Origin of the sequence: Planifilum fulgidum (assembly GCF_900113175.1) — a bacterium.
GTDB classification, from domain to species: domain Bacteria; phylum Bacillota; class Bacilli; order Thermoactinomycetales; family DSM-44946; genus Planifilum; species Planifilum fulgidum.
In genome coordinates this window covers 1-16,611 of the sequence record NZ_FOOK01000008.1, presented here as the reverse complement: position 1 = coordinate 16,611, position 16,611 = coordinate 1, and the positions used below count along the sequence as shown (strand labels likewise).

Below are 16,611 nucleotides of genomic sequence, written 5' to 3'. Positions count from 1 at the left end.
CCTCGCCCCCGGCCTTTGCGGGGGTTAAACTGACAAAGGCGGAGGTTGCCTTGAACCCGCCGGTGGAGGATGTTCTCCATCCCGCCCTCAAAGAGATGTCCCTTCACCAGCACAGCTTTCAGATGTTGTTTCAGGGCCTGCACGCAATGACCGAAGCGCTCCTCGGAATGGCCTTTCGGCGTGAAGCGGAAAAACGTCAGTCTTCCCAATGGCCGGGATGGGCTTTGCGCAGTTTTCCTCCGATAATCGCCGGAAGATCAGTCTCTCCCCACACTTGCGGCGATGGAACGGCCCATCTCTCCGCCGGTTTCCCCGCTTCCCGGGAAAGATCGGTCATCCCGAAATCCCGGAAGCGTTCAGCCGTTTCCGGGCCGTAAAAGCAGACGAAGGCGCCGGCGGGGGAGCGATGGCGTTGAAAACGGATGGTTCGGCTAGATGCTTCCCTTCACAAACTTCCAAAAGTTTCGATCCAGCAAATCGCTCACGTCCCGTTCAATCTCGCGGGGCTCCATCCGCCAGCCGGTGTCGAAAAGGTCCTCGTACTTCCTGCAGAGCACCCGGGCGATCACCCGGCGGGAGTGATCCCACTTGTAGATCAGCTGATCCAACACCCTCGCATCCGAATGCTGGGGAATGAAGGCGGTCCCCAGCAATTCACACCGCATTTCCGTGATCTCCTCCACCAGGGAGGGATTGTTCAAAAACCACCAGCACCCGAACACCATCAGATTGCGAAACTTCCTGGCGAGCACGGCCAGCTCGTGCTGATTTTCCCGGGACAGCATGGTTACGAAAAAGCGCCTCGCCGGATGCCGGGCGCAGATCCGCTCCACCGCCTCCACCCTCGCCCGGCCCACCATGTCGCCGGCGAGGCCGAGGGACGGATTGACTCTCCTTCTCACCCCGACCATCATCGCAAAGGGAACGTTCAGACGGCCACAGGCCTCCAGGACGCAGTGATCCAGCAGCTGGGATGCGGGGGAATCCGACGGATAGTCGAAATCCGGGGGAAAGGAAGCCCCCAGATAGAGGGCATCCATCCTTCGCCCCCAGTCGATCAGAAACCGGCGGGTCTCCTCCACGGTCCGGTGATCATCCGCGGAGAACACCGGCCCCACGTCGTATCCCAGCTCCCGCAACACCCGGTATTGGTTCCCCCAATCGAAAAGCAGGGGATCGATGCGCAGGGAAGGGCGAAAGCGCGGGTCCCTTGTAAGCGCGTCCCCCTTTTTCAGCCACAGCTCCCGTTCCCTGGGATCGAAGGGGTCGTTGGTCATCACGACGGTTTTGACCCCGGCGGCGGAAAACACAAGATCCACAAACCGCCGGTACGTGAGGCCATCGTACCATTTGCGGTACGCGGAAAGATCGCGGGAGGACACATCCAGCCCCAGCCGCCCCAGGGTGGTCAGCACCCCCCGGCACGCTTCGCTGTACGGGGAGTGATCGACAAAAAGCGTCTTCCAGACATGCTCCGCCATCGCCCTCCGGTCAAGGGACTGGAACTCCTCATGGGAAAGGGGCGTCTGCCTCATCGTTTCCGCGATCAAATAATGGTACGTAAGCAGGTGATCCACGCCCCACAACCCCAGACCTTCGAAGGCGGGGGCATACAGATGAGTGTGCATGTCCGTCACGGGGGTTTTATAAACGGCCCCGAACACGACCCGCCTCAGACGTTCCTTATCGGTAATGGCTCCCGACAATGGCTTCCCTCCCGTCATCAGAAGCTTCCGGAAGGAAAGGATCGGCTGCGCCCGCCGGCACTTCGCGGGCGGAGCGGGCGCAAACGCTCCCCGCGTCGGCCCCGTCGTCAGCCGATCCAGCCCAACCACACAAGATTTTCGCGGCCATTTTCTCCCGGCCGGCCTCATCATCCATCAGGGATCGAGAATTCCGGAATCCAACCCCGGCCCGGCTCCCTCCCGCTTCACGGGTCCTTTTCGGAGGACCGGACTTTTCCAAGCCCGACAGCCCCCTTCACTTTCTTCCGGGACCGGACGTGCCGCATGCAGTCCCGGCACGAGCCGCTCACGACCTCTCTCTTCCCGCATCCGACGAAAGATCCCACCAGACGGCCAGGATCAAAATGAAACCCTTGACGATGTACTGCCAAAAAGGATCAATATCGAGCATGCTCATGCCATTATCCAGGCTGACCATGACCAGCGCCCCGATGATGGAGCCGGTCACGCTGCCGGTTCCTCCCTTGAGGCTGGTTCCCCCGATCACACAGGCGGCGATGGCATCCAGCTCGAACATCTGACCTGCCCCCACCGTCGCCGCGTTGAGGCGGGCCGTCAAGATCAGGCCTGCCAGCGATGAAAGCAGCCCCATGATGACAAAGACGGCAAAAATGTGCCTTTTGACGTTGATGCCGGAATACCTGGCCGCCTCGCTGTTTCCGCCGATGGCGTACAGATACCGGCCGAAACGGGTTCGGTTCAGGACGAAACCGAAGATCAGGAGGAGGAACAAAACGAACAGGATGGGCACGGGGATTCCCAAATAGCGGTTCATCATGTAGACAAAGGCCAGGATCAGGACGGAATAACCCGCCATTTTTCCGTAGGAGACGACCGGATGTTCCAGCTTCAGTCCCCATTTGCGCCGCTTCTTTCGCTTGAGGGCGGTCAGGAAAAAAAGGAGGAAAACGGCGATTCCGGCTAGTATGTATCCGGCGGCATAGGAAAGGTAGCTCTGGCCGATGCGCTGAAAACTCTCCTTCAAAGGAGCGACGGTCTCCCCTTTGCTGATCCCGATGAGAATTCCCCGAAAGATGAGCATGCCTCCCAGGGTGACGATAAAGGAGGGAACCCCCCGGTATGCCACCCACCATCCCTGCCAGGCCCCCAGAAGAAGCCCGGCGAGGAGCGTCAACAGGAGGACACTCACCGTGTCCCACCCGTACCACACTTGAAGGATGGCGGCCATCCCTCCGGCCAATCCGACGAGGGAGCCGACGGAAAGATCGATGTGCCCGGTGATGATCACCAGCGTCATTCCGATCGCGAGAATCGAGATCACGGACATCTGGCGAAACAGGTTGGACAGATTGCGTGACGACAGAAAATCGCCGTCGGTCAAAACGGTGAACAAGAGGGCAATGAATGCCAGGGCGATGATCAAACCGTATGCGCGAAGGTCGAAGGTCAGCGCTTTACGCAAAGGCGCCCCCTCCCGTCACACAAGCCATGATTTTCTCCTCTGTCGCTTCTCCCTGCTCAAATTCCCCCACCAACCTTCCTCCGGCCATCACCAGAATGCGGTCCGACATCCCGATCACCTCCGGCAAATCGGAGGAGATCAGCACCACTGCAACGCCTTCCCGGCTCAGCTCGCCAATGATCTGATAGATGTCCGCCTTGGCGCCGATATCCACCCCCCGGGTCGGCTCGTCCAGGATCAGCACCTTCGGACGGGTCATCAGGGATTTGCCAAGGAGGACCTTCTGCTGGTTTCCGCCGCTTAATCCCCTGATTCTCATCTCGATGTCGGCCATCTTGACCCGCATGCGGGCCGCCTGCTCCTCCGCCTCCCTGAGCTCCCGCTCCTCGTCGACGATTCCCCATTTCACCAGCCGGTCCAGGGAGGCCATGGTGAGATTTTTCTTGATGTCCATTCCGAGAAACAGTCCGTACCGTTTGCGGTCTTCGGGAAGATAGACGATGCCGCGGCGGATCGCTTCCCCCGGATGGCGCAGAGTGATCTCCCGCCCCTCGAGAAGGACCGTCCCTTCCGTCCTACCCTCATGCGCGCCGAAAATGCCGGCAAACAGCTCGGTCCTTCCCGCGCCGACAAGCCCGGCAAACCCGAGCACCTCCCCTTTTCGCAGGGAAAAGGACACGTCATGAACCACCTTTTTTCCTCTGCGCGCCGGGTGATACACCGAATAGTTCCTCACTTCGAGGACCGTTTCCCCCGCCCCCCTCTTCCGCCCGGGATACAGCGCGCCAAGCTTTCTGCCGACCATCATGGAGATGATCTTGTCTTCGGTCCATTCGCCGATCAAAGAGGTGCCCGCCACTTTTCCGTCGCGGAGAACCGTGACCGCATCCGCCAAATCCATCACTTCGTTCAGCTTGTGGGAAATATAAACGCAGGTGACCCCCTTCCCGCTCAGGTCCTTCAAAATCCCCGTCAGTCGCCGTACCTCCTCATCCGCCAACGCGGAGGTGGGCTCGTCCAGGATGAGGATGTCGCTCTTTTTGGAGAGTGCTTTGGCGATCTCGACCAATTGCTGTTGCCCGATTCCCAGACTGCCCACCTTCGCCTCCGGGTCCAGATCCAATCCGAGGAAATCCAGCCACTTTTTCGCCTGAACGTGCATCTCTTCCCGGTCGATCACCCCCCATCTCCGGGGTTCGTCTCCCAAAAAAATGTTTTCCGAAACGGTCATCTCCCCCACCAGGGAAAGTTCCTGATGAATGACGGCGATTCCGGCCGCTTCCGCATCCCGGGGGTTCCGGAAACGCTTTTCCTCCCCGTTGATCCGGATCCGCCCCTCATAGCTTCCTGCAGGATACACGCCGCTCAAAATCTTCATCAAGGTGGATTTTCCGGCTCCGTTTTCGCCGAGAAGCGCGTGAATCGTCCCCTTCCGCACCGCGAAGGAAACGCCGTCCAGGGCGCGGGTGCCGGGAAATTCCTTGGTGATCCCTTCCATTTCCAGGGCGTGCACGGAATCCCCCCCATCGAAGGCCGACTTTTTTCATTTTCGCTTCGGCCGTTCATCCTCCGGCACGTTTTTGTAAACATCGTCGAAGGAATGAAACCCGTCTTTGATCACCGTCTCCATCATGTTCTTCCGGTCCACCGCGATGGGATCGAGCAGGAGGGCGGGAACGTCCTTTTTGCCGTTGTTGACCGCATCGGTGGTGTCGATTTTTTCCTTCTTGGCCAGCCGAACCGCCGCCTCGGCCGCCTGATGGGCCAGCTCCCGGATCGGTTTGTAAACCGTCATCGTCTGGGTTCCTTCCACGATCCTCTGACAGGCCGCCAGGTCGGCGTCCTGACCGGAGATGGCCACTTTCCCCGCCAGATTTTGAGCCGCCAGCGCCTCCACGGCTCCCCCCGCGGTGCTGTCGTTGGAGGCGACCACGGCGTCGATCCGGTTTTTGTTGGCCGTCAGGGCGTTTTCAATGATTTTGAGGGCTTCATCCGCCTGCCAGTCCTTGGCCCACTGGTCGCCGACGATCCGTATGTCTCCCTTGTCCACCAGGGGCTTGAGCACCTTCATCTGCCCTTCCCGGAACAGCTTGGCGTTGTTGTCGGTGGGCGATCCCCCGAGCAGGAAGTAATTTCCCTTCGGGACCTTCTCCACCAGATATTGCGCCTGCAGCTCGCCCACCCGAACATTGTCGTAGGAGATGTACAGGTCCACGTCGGAATTGTTGATCATACGATCATAGGCGATCACCGGCACCTGCTCCTGTTTGGCCAGATTGACCGCGGAAGCCATCGCGTCGGAACTGTGCGGAATGATCACGAGCACGTCCAGATCCTTCGACAACATGCTTTCGATTTGGGCCAGCTGTTTGGAATCATCCCCGTTGGCGGACTGCACGATCACTTCCGCTCCCAGCTCTTCGGCCTTCTCGATGAAAAAGTCCCGGTCCTTCTGCCACCTTTCCAGCCGCAGATCGTCTATCGACAGGCCGATGGTGATTTTGTCGTCCCCGGCGTCGGAGCCCACATCCTGACCGCACGCCGCAAGAAGAAGAAGGACCGCGAAAACGGCAAACAACGCCCGTGCGCGGGGCAGCCGCCCGCTCATCCCGACCCACCCCCAATTCGCATTTTACTGAAACATCAGTCTCTTTTCATCTTATCACAACCCGACTAACTTTGTCCATCGACTTAACTAATTAACCCTTTTTCTTTCGCCTGATTTGCTTTTTTCGTCAATTTATTGGATACTGTAAAGTATAATGGTTGAATGATCAAGGAAAGTGAGGCTTGTCCATGCCAGTCACTGGGGATCAAAGTCTGATCAAGAAAATCAATCAATCGATCGTTCTCGAAATGATCCGGGACCATTGCCCCATCTCCCGGGCCCAGATCGCCGAATTGACCGGATTGACCAAGGGAACGGTCTCCACCATCGTGAACGACCTGATGAAAGACAACCTGGTGTACGAAATCGGTCCCGGACGTTCCAGCGGCGGGAGACGTCCCGTCATGCTCATGTTCAACAAGGCGGCCGGGTACGCCATCGGCGTCGACTTGGGCGTCAACTACCTGCTGACGGTGCTGACCGACCTGCAGGGAAACATCGTCCTCGAACGAATGACCCTTTACCAGGATTTGTCCTACGACGAGATCCTCTCCCTTCTGAAAAAAGACCTTCGGACGGTCTTCGACCAGGCCCCTTCCAGCACCTACGGCATCATCGGGATCGGCATCGGCATCCCCGGCATTGTCGGAAACGACGGAACCATCCTGTTCGCTCCCAACCTGGGATGGAAAAATGTCGACCTCAAAGGGGTGATCAACAGCGAGTTCCAGGTGCCCGTTTGGATCGACAACGAAGCCAACACGGGGGCCCTGGGAGAAAAACTGTACGGAGCCGGACGGGAATCCTCCAACCTCGTCTACGTCAGCGTCGGAATCGGCATCGGAACGGGAATCGTGTTGAACGGAGAGCTGTACAAGGGGATCTCCGGGTTTTCCGGGGAGATCGGACACACCACGATTGAAGTGAACGGAAAACGGTGCCGGTGCGGAAACAAAGGCTGTTGGGAGCTTTACGCATCGGAACACGCCCTGCTTTCCCAGGCGAAATCCCTGCCGATGTTCCGCGGAAAAGACGACCGGGATATCGATCTGGAATTCCTGGTCCACCTTGCCGATGGAGGGCACACCGAGGTGATCAATCTGTTCAACCAGATCGGTGAATACCTGGGAATCGGAATCATGAACATCGCCCTCAGTTTCAATCCCGAACTGGTGGTCATCGGCAACCGGCTGAGCAAAGCCCAACAGTGGATCGTAAATCCGGTCAAAAAAGTCCTGAGCAATCGGCTCATGCCCTATCACCGGGAAAAACTGCGGGTCGAATTCTCCAGCCTGGGCACCTATTCGAGCGCCCTGGGAGCCTCCTCTTTGGCGATCACAAACTTTTTTTCCGAATCAAAGGTGACCATCGAATAAATGCGCCAAAAGAAAAAACCCCCGGCGCTTTGCCGAAGGTCCGGGCAGGTGCCCGAACCCCGCCCCGGGGGGCACCAATTGCCGCCATCCCTGCGGAAAAAACCGGTCCGGCGCCTTCGATCCTTCAAGTTCCGGGTAGCTCCGAAAGCAGCCGGCCGAATCTTGGGACCGCCGACGGATGAAAGAGAAAGGCGCCCCGCTTCCGCCGCCCTGTAACGCCTCCTCTCCGGTCGGCGAATCCGGCCGGTCCGGGCTGACCCGTCCCCGGCCCCTGCCGGAAGGGGATTTCCCTCTTGTCTCCCCGAGACAGCGCCGAAGCGTCGCGCCGTTTTCCTCTTTCCTTCCGCCTTTTCCCCCATCGGGTCCCGGAGGCGCCAGGCCCGCCTTCAACCGGTGAAAAACATCCCGAACGGCGGACTGCAATCCACCTCCCTTTCGTTCGCAGACAGTTCCTCTTCAAATCACCCCTTCACCGCCCCGGCGGCCAAACCCTTCACCACTTTCTCCTGGGAAATGAAGTAGGCGACCAGCAGGGGCAACGTTCCCAAAACCAGCGCCGCCATGATCCCCGGCACGTTGACGGAAAACTCCCCGAAGAAATCCCGGAGCCCCAGGGGCAGCGTCTTGTTTTCCGGACTGGAGGTCAGCACCAGGACAAACACGAACTCGTTCCAGATCTGAATGAAGTTATAGATGGCGACCGTCGCGATCGCCGGTGTCGACAGCGGAAAATGGATCTTCCAAAACATCCTGAAGTGGGAACAACCGTCAATCCGCGCGGCATCTTCCAGTTCCCTCGGAATTTCCTGCATGAATTGCGTCAAGATGAAGATCGACACCGGCAGGCTGAAGGCGATATAGGGCCCGATCAAAGCCCACAGGGTATCGTACAAGCCCCATTGCCTGACGAGAACATAAAGCGGAATCAAGGTCGTGTGGACGGGAATCATCATCCCCGCCAAAAACAGAAAAAAGAGGGGGCGGTTCAGCCGAAACTTCATCCGGGAAAAGGGATAACTGGCCATGGCCGCCAGGATGACCACCCCGAAGACGGATATGACCGAAACGATGACGCTGTTGAGAAAATATCGCGGGATTTCCATCTGCAAGACCCGCACATAGTTTTCAAACGTAAAGGATGTCCAAAAGGAGAACGGATTTTGAAAAAAATCCGATTGGCTCTTGAAGGAGATCATGACCATGTACAAGTACGGAAATCCCGTAAAGATCAGAAACAGGATCGCCAGGACGTACAGCGGAACTTTCTTCAACTCCCTGATCATACGGCTTCATTTCCTTTCCTCTTGAAATAACCGAGGGAATATACGATCACGGTCACGACGAAGGCGATCAGAAACATGACAAAGGCGATGGTGCTCGCATAACCCATGTTGAAATAGGAAAAGGCTTGCTTGTACATGTAGGTCGCCATCAGTTCGGTGGCATTGTTGGGCCCCCCGCCCGTCATCACGAAGATCAAGTCAAAATATTTGAGAGAACCGATGATGGACAAAATGGAGGACGTGATGATCGTGGGAAGCAAAAGCGGAAGAGTAATATGGCGAAATTTTTGCCAGGCGCCGGCCCCGTCAATGCTCGCCGATTCATAGATCTCCTCCGGAATGCCGACAAGAGCCGCCCGAAAAAGAATCATGTAAAAAGGAGTGAACTGCCAGCAGATCGTGGCAACCACCGCCCAAAAAGCGGTTTCTTCGCTACCGAGCCAGCTGCTCTTCAAAAAGGAAAGCCCGATGAGATCCAGAGTGCGGTTCAGAATCCCCTGGTTGGGTTCATAAATATAAATCCACAAAATCCCGACGGCAACGCTGGACATCAGCAAGGGAAGAAAATAGACCGTACGGAAGAGGCGCACACCCCGGATCGGGGCGAACAAGAGCAGAGCCAGAAGGAGGCCCAAGGGCAGCTGGGTCAACAGGGATGCGACGACCAGCAGCAGATTGTTTTCCAGCGACATCCAGAACACGTTGTCCGACAAGATGTTGAGATAATTGGACAATCCGGCGAAGGTGGCACCGCTTTCAATCCCGCTCCACTCAAACAAGCTGTAGTAAAAGGTGGAAAAGATGGGATAAAGAACGAATATGCAATATACGAGCAGTGCCGGACCGATGAAAGCGAGAATAACGGACGATTTTTTCATTTATCCTGCCCCTCAACCGATTTTGTACGGGGGCATCGCAATGCCCCCGTCATTTTTTCAGAATCTCCTTTGCCTTTTTTTCCATGGCCTTTGCCGCTTCTTCCGGCGTCATCTTGAGACCGAACAGAGACTGGGTGGTATTTTTGTGCTCTTCCGCCAGCTCGGGCGGCAAGGTCTGATCGTAGTAAACCTGCAGGTGATTCGCCTTCTCCACCATCTCCTTCAGCTGCTTCACAAACGGGTCGTCGACTTCAACCCCCTTGAGGGCCGGAATGGCACCCCGGTGCTCCGCAAAGGTCTTGATCGTCTCTTCACTGGTCAGTTCCTTCAGCAGCTCGACGGCCAAGTCCGGATATTTGCAGGAAGCGGAGACGGAATAGACCGGACTGACTCCCCCGACCAGGTTGCTCGGATCCCCCTTGCCGTCAGGCACGGTCGGAAAGGGGAAGAATCCCACCTTTTTCTCCATTTCCGGATTTTCATCGCGGATAATGTTCAAAAACCAGCTTCCATTTACGTACATGGCCGCTTTCCCCGAGTAAAACAACTGCCGCGACTGTCCGGTATCCTCATCCAAACCGTTGAACCCTTCGGGGAAAGCTCCCGCCTTCACCAGCTTCTGAATGTATTCGCCGGCCTTTACATACCCCGGATCGGCAAAGGATCCTTCCCGGCTCACCGCGTTCTGGAACAGTTCCTCCCCCGCGACTCGATCGGCAAAATACATCAGATAGAAGGCGCCCGTCCATTTCGTCTTGTTGGCGAGGGCGATGGGAATCACGCCATTCTTTTTGAAGGTTTCGATCGCTTGCATCAATTCGTCCCAGGTCTTGGGCGGCTTGACGCCGTACTTTTCAAAAACTTCTTTATTGTACCAGACCGGAACCATATCCATCGCCAAGGGGAGCCCCATGATTTTCCCATCATAGGTGGCGGCCTCCAGGGCGGTCGGGGCAAAGCGGTCGGCGTCCACCTTGTCCGTCAGGTCATAGACTTGCCCCGCTTCCACAAATTCACCGAGCCATCCTCCTCCCCAGGAATGGAAAATGTCCGGAGGATTCCCCCCTCCCATGGCGACGGGCAATTTGGTTTTGTACGCATCGTTTTGGTGCACCACGATTTCCACCTTGACATCCGGGTGCTTCTTCTCAAAGCGCTTCACTGCCTCTTCTAGAATGGTCCTCTCCTCTCCGACGCCGATGTGCCAGAAGGTCAGCGTCTTCTTCCCGCTGTCGGCCGAAGGCATACAGGCGGTCAAAAAAACCAAGAGTCCCACCACAAGCAACAATCCCGGCTTCTTCATGGCCCTCCCCCTCAAAGAAGAATTCGCATACATACCGAAAGATGCGTATTATCGCAATATTTCCGTTTCCACGTTAACTATAGCACTGCTTTTTTTGTTTGTCAATTGATTAAACCTTCTTCCCCTTGATCAGACCCGGAATTTCTCCTCCAATCGCTTGATATGTCTTTATTTGATCCGCTTGAGAAAGAAAACGGAGCCGCGTATTTTGGATATTAGTTAAACAAAGTTGCCTGAAAACCCGCCTTTTTCAGATCCATCCGTCCCGACGAAAAAAGCCCGGTGATCCGGTTCACCGGGCATCTCGCATCACCGATGGCGCCACCGGGGCGACCGCTTCTCCAGGAAGGCGCACATCCCCTCCTGGGCGTCGGCGGCCGTCGCGTTGAGGGACATCACTTCCTTGGCGTAGGCGTAGGCCTGGGGTTGCGGCATCTCCAGCTGCCGGTAAAAGGCCTGCTTTCCGATCCCCACCGTAAAGGCGCTGGCCTCCGCGATTTTTTCGGCCAGGGCGCGGGTCTCCTCCTCCAACCGCTCGGCGGGAACCACCCGGTTCACCAGGCCGGCCGCCAACGCTTCCCGGGCGGTGAGGGGTTCGCCGGTCAGCAGCATCTCCATCGCCTTTTTCCTCCCCACCGCCCGGCTCAAGGCGACCATCGGCGTCGAACAGAACAGGCCGATCTTCACTCCGGGCGTGGCAAATCGGGCCTCTTCCGAAGCGACCGCCAGATCGCAGGTGGCCACCAGTTGACAGCCGGCCGCCGTGGCCATCCCGTGTACCTGGGCGATGACCGGCTGCGGAATGGCCTGAATCGTCTCCATCAATTCCGTGCAGACGTCGAAGAGATGGCGGTAAAAGGAAATGTCCCGATCGACCATCTCGCTCAAATCGTGCCCTGCGCAGAAGGCGGGGCCCTCTCCCTTCAGGATGACGACGGACACTTCCCTGCTGCCGCCGACGGCTTTCAAAAAATCCGTCAACTCCCGCATGTGCTCCTCGGAAAGGGCGTTCCGCCGCTCGGGGCGGTTCATCGAAACGACGGCCACCCTTCCGTCCAGCCGGGGCAAAATGTGCCGGTAATTTTCCGCCCGCACCAACGTCACGAACATCATCCCTCCCGATCGGCGAGCCGGGCCTCTTTTTCGGCCAACGCCCGCTCCCGCAATTTAAACTTCTGCACTTTGCCCGTTGATGTCTTCGGCAGCGGGCCGAAGGATACCTCCTTTGGACATTTGAAATGGGCCAGGTGCTCCCGGGCGAAGGCGATCACCTCTTCTTCCCGGAGACGGGCCCCCGGCCGGAGGGTGACAAAAGCCTTGGGCACCTCCCCCCAATACGGGTCGGGGACGCCCACCACCGCCGCCTCCAGGATATCCGGGTGCCGGTAAAGGACGCGCTCCACCTCGATCGTGGAAATGTTGACCCCGCCGCTGATGATGATATCCTTCTTCCGGTCCTTCAGCTCGATATACCCGTCGGGATGCACCACCGCCAGATCGCCGGAATGAAACCACCCTCCCCGGAAGGCCTCCGCCGTCGCTTTCTCGTCGCGGTAGTACCCCTTCATCACGTTGTTGCCCCGCATCACCACTTCCCCCAGCGTCTTTCCGTCCGCGGGGACATCTTCCATGTTCTCATCCACCACCCGAAGTTCCGGCGCGTGGATGTATCCGACCCCCTGCCGCCCCTTCAACAGGGCCCGCTTCGCAGGTGCCTCACCGTCCCATTCCTCCTTCCACACGCAAACCGTGTGGGGCCCGTAGGTTTCGGTGAGGCCGTACACGTGGATCACCTCCGCCCCCATCCTTTCCGCCTGTTCAATCACCGCCGGAGGCGGCGGGGCCGCCGCCGTCACGATGCGGAGCGGTCGGGGAAAGCGGTAATCCCGGGGAGCTTCGCTGATCATCTTGATGATCACGGTGGGAGCGGCACAGAGATGGGTCACCTTTTCCTCCCCGATCAGCCGGAAGATCTCTTCGGACCTCACCTTCGGCAGGCAGACGTGGAGCGCGCCCACCCCGGTGACGGCCCAGGGAAAACACCATCCGTTGCAATGATACATGGGCAACGTCCACAGATAGACGCTGGAAAGGTTCAGACCCGTCTCCACGATCTCTCCCATCGCGTTGAGGTAAGCTCCCCGGTGGGTGTACATCACCCCTTTGGGCTGCCCCGTCGTGCCGCTGGTGTAGTTGATGCTGATGATCTGGTCCTCGTCATCCACCCGGTAGACAAAAGGCTCGTCCCGGCCCTCCCGCAGGAAGTCTTCATAGCTGAAATCCGCCGGATCCCCCGCTTTCTTCTCCGGTCCGGTCCAGATCACCAAAGGGAGATCCAGCTCACCCCGAATCGGCTCCAGGAGGTGACCGAGCGTCCCGTGCACAATCAGGGCTTTGGCTCCCGAATGCCGGAGAATGTACTTCACTTCCCCGGAAGAGAGCAGCCGGTTGATGGGAACCAGCACGCCCCCCGCCTGGGGAACGGCGAAATAGATCTCCAGGAATTCCGCCGTGTTGGGAAGCAGCACCGCCACGCGGTCCCCCTTGTCGATTCCCGCCTTGATCAGGGCGCTCGCCAAACGATAGACGCGGGATCCGAACTCCGCATAGGTATACCGGCGGTTTCCGTCCACCACGGCCGTCTTTTCGGGAAAGACGTGCAGGGCACGCTCCAGAAACATCATCGGGGTCAAGAGGGAACGGTGAACCGGTAGACCCTCCCATTGCCCCTTGGACCACACCTTCTGGAACAACCGCTTCTCCATGACCGCCCCTCCTTTGTCGCAAAACCGGAAGACTCAATATTCACCCTTATTCGAAAACGGGCGCGGGAATTTCTCCCCTGCGCCGAAGAAGAAGCAAAACCTCTACAGCCGGACGTCAAGGGTTTGAGCCGCCGACCGACAATCCGCCGCCTCCTCCAATCGCCGAGGTTCATCCCTTTCCAACCGCCTGCCCTCCTTCGCTCATGCAAAATAGTCTCTTCGTGATATCAGTTTAATCCGATTTATCATATTAATCAAGTCTGAAATTAATATTTTAAAGGTTCGGATCGGTAAAAAGGCCAACGTCTCCCCCCTGCTCTTGAGCAATAAATCCCTCAAACCGCCGGTCCCTCGATCAAATTCACCTTCAGCCCACGGGACCGATGCCGCCGCCCGGCACGCAAAAAATGAACGGGAGCGTCGGGAAGTCCGCCTTTTCAAAAAAAGAAAACACGCCGGCGGCGTGTTGGAGCCGATCGGGAGACAGACTTATCGGAAGCAGCCACCGTCCCCGATCGGCGCACCCAATCATGCCCCGGCGCGTTTTCAAGGGGAAGGGCCGCCGCTCTTTCCCCCTTCTTCATTCATTCTGCATGCTCGGGAAGCGGATGGATTCCGCGGACAAATTCCGGAGCAACGTCCTTTTGGTCCTTTGAGCCCCTTACAATCGAACCCGGACCCGCTTGGTGGTCATCCGCACGATCCACAAAGCCACGCCGAGCAGAATGAGGGTGGCCAGAGCCGGGACGGAAACGTTCGGAACGACGTTCATCCCCCTCAGCGTTTCCGCCGCCCACAGCGATTCGGTGACCAGCAGCAATGCCAAAGCCAGCGGAATGAACAGGACGCCCCCGATGCCGAACCGGTAAAAACCGGCACCGATCAACCATCCGATAACATAATAAGCGAGGATGTTCAACGCAAGCGACAGGACGACGGCGGTCCAGGAAGCGTCAAGGCGAACCCGCGAAAACAGCACCTGTTCAATCCAGACGACGGCGCCCGCCATCAGCGCAATCCCCAGCGACAGCACCGCGGACGAGATGGCCGCGCCGTAAAAATACGCTTTTCTCGTCACGCCATGCCTGACAAAATAGTTCAGGAAGTGCGAAACGGAATTATATCCGCATATGATCATGTAGATTTTTGCCGGCATCAGGATGAAGCCGATAAAACCGCGTCCCAAATCCGTTTCTCTGGCCTCCACCCCTCCCATGAATCTGAAGACCCATTGTCCCAGATCATTGTTCCCTTGAGCATCCATGCCGAAAAGGAACGAAAAAGCGATGTATATGATCAATACGATCCCGAAAAACCAAAGGGACCAACCGAGCTGCACGTACGACATGTCGAAGGCCACTTTACGATAAGTCTTTGCGGACTCCATCCGCGTTTCCCTCCTCCGTCAGATGAATAAACAGATGCTGAAGCGAAACGGATCCGATTTCAATCCCCCGCCGTCCCGCTTCCAGAAGCTGATTCTCCGAAAGCTTCCCGTACACCATCGCCCGCTTCGTCCCGCCCAGCCGCTCCGTATGGAGCACCTGCATCCCGGCGGTAAATTCATCCACGGCCTGCGCATCTCCCGTGACCATCGCCCCGCATTCCAACACCTGATCCATTGATTCCTGCAGGAGGATGCTGCCTTGATGAAGGATGACCACCTCTTCAAACAGATGTTCCACCTCGGAGACATGATGGGTCGACAGAATCACCGTGCGCGGATTCCGGGAATGATCTTCCAGCAGTTCCTGGTAGAAGGTTTCCCGGGTGGGCGCGTCCATGCCCAGATAAGCCTCATCCAAAATGGTGATGGGGCTGCGATTTGCCAGACCGACCGTGACCCGGGCCGCTGCCTGCTGCCCCTTGGAAAGCAGTTTCATCGGTTGGTCGAGCGGAAGCTGAAAACGCTTCACCAGATAGTTCGCGTACTCGCGGTCGAAGGTGGGACGGTACCGTTCCGCCGCTTCCAGCATCCCCTTCACCGTTTCATGTTCATCCCTGTTGCCCGAATCATAGACAAACGTCACCCACGGCATGACTTTCTCGTTGTCGAAAACCTCCATCCCCCCGATCCGGACCGTGCCGACGGTCGGTTCCAGAAAGGAACCCAACAGGGACAGGAGGGTTGTTTTCCCCGCGCCGTTTCTGCCGAGCAATCCGTACAATTTCCCGTGGAGAAGCTTCAGCGAAACGTTCCTCAGCGCCTCGACCTCCCCGTATTTCACCGTCACCCGATGCATCTCGATGTCAAAATTCACTCTTGATCCCTCTCCTTTTGCGACCGGATCAAACGGATCACATCCTCCTCCGTCATCCCCAAGCGTTCCGCTTCCCGAATCATCGGCAGGAGATAGCGATCGACGAACTGGTCCCTGCGCCGGCGGAGCAACTTCTCTTGGGCGCCTTCTGCCACGAACATCCCTACACCCCTTTTTTTGAATATATTTCCTTCTTCAACCATCAAGTGAACGGCCTTGGAAACCGTCAGATGATTGATTTTGTAGAATTGGACAAGCTGCGTCGTGGAGGGAATCCGATCCCCTTCCTTCAGCTGGCCGCTGATGATCTGGTCTTCAATCCGTTCTTTGACTTGCAGATAAATCGGCTTCGTCTCATCGAAACCGCGCCTCAAGGAAACACCTCCTTGTCCGCCTCCGGCAGGCAACTATGGTTATATAGTTCTGTATATAACCATATAGGTAACCGGGTCCGATGTCAATCCCTTTTCAGACCCGACCGTCAGGGGCGCCGCGACCCATTCCCCGATTTCCGCCGAATCGCCGCGGGTTTTTCTCCGCTTGCCGGAGCATCCCGGCCAAACGGGGATTCTCCTCCCCTCATTCCATCATCCCTCTGTCAAGGGGACAAAGCCGTTCACGCCGGATGCGCCTGGGTTTTCCTCCAAAAAAATGAAACCCTGCCTTCGGCAGGGTGAGGCTGTTGACAAAGAAGGGTCAACAGCCTTTTTTGTTGAATTTGGAATAAAACAATTCCGAAGGAAGGTTTTTATATGTTTAGGACGAACCCATCCAGGGAATTTCAACCCGAAACAGTCAACATAGAAGACCTTGTTCCCCAAGATCACTTGCTTAGAAAAATCAATGAAACCATCGACTTTTCGTTTATCGCGGAAAAATGCCGCCCCTTGTATTGTCAAGATAATGGGCGTCCTTGCATCGATCCGGTCATGCTGTTCAAAATGCTTTTGATCGGTTATTTGTACGGAA

At 57.3% G+C, this 16,611-nt stretch carries 14 protein-coding genes; 2 read left to right on the top strand and 12 right to left on the bottom strand.

Features of this window, described 5'->3' with window-relative positions:
- Positions 1-431: 431 nt before the first annotated feature.
- The 4 genes from BM063_RS06205 to xylF all read right to left on the bottom strand — a co-directional run bounded on the left by BM063_RS06205 (position 432) and on the right by xylF (position 5,776).
- Positions 432-1,706, bottom strand: a complete 1,275-nt coding sequence (locus BM063_RS06205; RefSeq protein ID WP_245752114.1) for a glucuronate isomerase — start codon at positions 1,704-1,706, stop codon at positions 432-434.
- A gap of 325 nt (positions 1,707-2,031) precedes the next feature.
- Positions 2,032-3,168 (bottom strand): sugar ABC transporter permease, encoded by a 1,137-nt coding sequence (locus BM063_RS06195; RefSeq protein WP_092036966.1) that lies wholly within the window; start codon positions 3,166-3,168, stop codon positions 2,032-2,034.
- The gene (locus tag BM063_RS06190) at positions 3,161-4,666 is read right to left on the bottom strand and encodes a xylose ABC transporter ATP-binding protein (protein ID WP_092037169.1); all 1,506 of its coding nucleotides are present in this window, start codon (positions 4,664-4,666) and stop codon (positions 3,161-3,163) included. The genes BM063_RS06195 and BM063_RS06190 overlap by 8 nt, the downstream gene beginning before the upstream one ends.
- Positions 4,667-4,711: 45 nt before the next feature.
- Positions 4,712-5,776, bottom strand: a complete 1,065-nt coding sequence (gene xylF, locus BM063_RS06185; protein ID WP_092036964.1) for a D-xylose ABC transporter substrate-binding protein — start codon at positions 5,774-5,776, stop codon at positions 4,712-4,714.
- Between the two features lie 188 nt (positions 5,777-5,964).
- On the opposite strand from xylF, the gene BM063_RS06180 reads away from it, so the two are divergent.
- Positions 5,965-7,152: an ROK family transcriptional regulator gene (locus tag BM063_RS06180; protein WP_092036962.1), complete on the top strand. Its 1,188-nt coding sequence runs from the start codon at positions 5,965-5,967 to the stop codon at positions 7,150-7,152.
- A 461-nt stretch (positions 7,153-7,613) separates the two neighbouring features.
- On the opposite strand, the gene BM063_RS06170 is transcribed toward BM063_RS06180, so the two are convergent.
- From BM063_RS06170 to BM063_RS06135, 8 genes are all read right to left on the bottom strand, one after another.
- Positions 7,614-8,435, bottom strand: coding sequence for a carbohydrate ABC transporter permease (locus BM063_RS06170; protein WP_092036958.1), 822 nt, complete (start codon positions 8,433-8,435; stop codon positions 7,614-7,616).
- Positions 8,432-9,313: a carbohydrate ABC transporter permease gene (locus BM063_RS06165; RefSeq protein ID WP_092036956.1), complete on the bottom strand. Its 882-nt coding sequence runs from the start codon at positions 9,311-9,313 to the stop codon at positions 8,432-8,434. The genes BM063_RS06170 and BM063_RS06165 overlap by 4 nt, the downstream gene beginning before the upstream one ends.
- A 49-nt stretch (positions 9,314-9,362) precedes the next feature.
- Positions 9,363-10,616 (bottom strand): extracellular solute-binding protein, encoded by a 1,254-nt coding sequence (locus tag BM063_RS06160; RefSeq protein ID WP_092036954.1) that lies wholly within the window; start codon positions 10,614-10,616, stop codon positions 9,363-9,365.
- A 309-nt stretch (positions 10,617-10,925) separates the two neighbouring features.
- Positions 10,926-11,720: an enoyl-CoA hydratase gene (locus BM063_RS06155; protein WP_245752113.1), complete on the bottom strand. Its 795-nt coding sequence runs from the start codon at positions 11,718-11,720 to the stop codon at positions 10,926-10,928.
- A gap of 5 nt (positions 11,721-11,725) precedes the next feature.
- Positions 11,726-13,381, bottom strand: a complete 1,656-nt coding sequence (locus BM063_RS06150; RefSeq protein WP_092036950.1) for an acyl--CoA ligase family protein — start codon at positions 13,379-13,381, stop codon at positions 11,726-11,728.
- 661 nt (positions 13,382-14,042) lie between these two features.
- Positions 14,043-14,768: a hypothetical protein gene (locus tag BM063_RS06145; protein WP_092036948.1), complete on the bottom strand. Its 726-nt coding sequence runs from the start codon at positions 14,766-14,768 to the stop codon at positions 14,043-14,045.
- Positions 14,743-15,642 carry an ATP-binding cassette domain-containing protein gene (locus tag BM063_RS06140; protein ID WP_092036946.1) on the bottom strand — a complete coding sequence of 300 codons (900 nt, stop codon included), beginning with the start codon at positions 15,640-15,642 and terminating at the stop codon, positions 14,743-14,745. Before BM063_RS06140 ends, BM063_RS06145 begins: the two co-directional genes overlap by 26 nt.
- Positions 15,639-16,016, bottom strand: coding sequence for a GntR family transcriptional regulator (locus BM063_RS06135; protein ID WP_092036944.1), 378 nt, complete (start codon positions 16,014-16,016; stop codon positions 15,639-15,641). The genes BM063_RS06140 and BM063_RS06135 overlap by 4 nt, the downstream gene beginning before the upstream one ends.
- A 378-nt stretch (positions 16,017-16,394) precedes the next feature.
- Here BM063_RS06135 and BM063_RS06130 point away from each other — a divergent pair.
- Positions 16,395-16,611: transposase (locus BM063_RS06130; protein ID WP_483878451.1), on the top strand; the 217-nt coding region annotated here is incomplete at its 3' end.

Coding starts and splice junctions, on each gene's coding strand:
- BM063_RS06190 (WP_092037169.1), bottom strand. CDS start 4,666: ATGGAAGGGATCACCAAGGAATTTCCCGGCACCCGCGCCCTGGACGGC.
- xylF (WP_092036964.1), bottom strand. CDS start 5,776: ATGAGCGGGCGGCTGCCCCGCGCACGGGCGTTGTTTGCCGTTTTCGCG.
- BM063_RS06180 (WP_092036962.1), top strand. CDS start 5,965: ATGCCAGTCACTGGGGATCAAAGTCTGATCAAGAAAATCAATCAATCG.
- BM063_RS06170 (WP_092036958.1), bottom strand. CDS start 8,435: ATGATCAGGGAGTTGAAGAAAGTTCCGCTGTACGTCCTGGCGATCCTG.
- BM063_RS06165 (WP_092036956.1), bottom strand. CDS start 9,313: ATGAAAAAATCGTCCGTTATTCTCGCTTTCATCGGTCCGGCACTGCTC.
- BM063_RS06160 (WP_092036954.1), bottom strand. CDS start 10,616: ATGAAGAAGCCGGGATTGTTGCTTGTGGTGGGACTCTTGGTTTTTTTG.
- BM063_RS06150 (WP_092036950.1), bottom strand. CDS start 13,381: ATGGAGAAGCGGTTGTTCCAGAAGGTGTGGTCCAAGGGGCAATGGGAG.
- BM063_RS06145 (WP_092036948.1), bottom strand. CDS start 14,768: ATGGAGTCCGCAAAGACTTATCGTAAAGTGGCCTTCGACATGTCGTAC.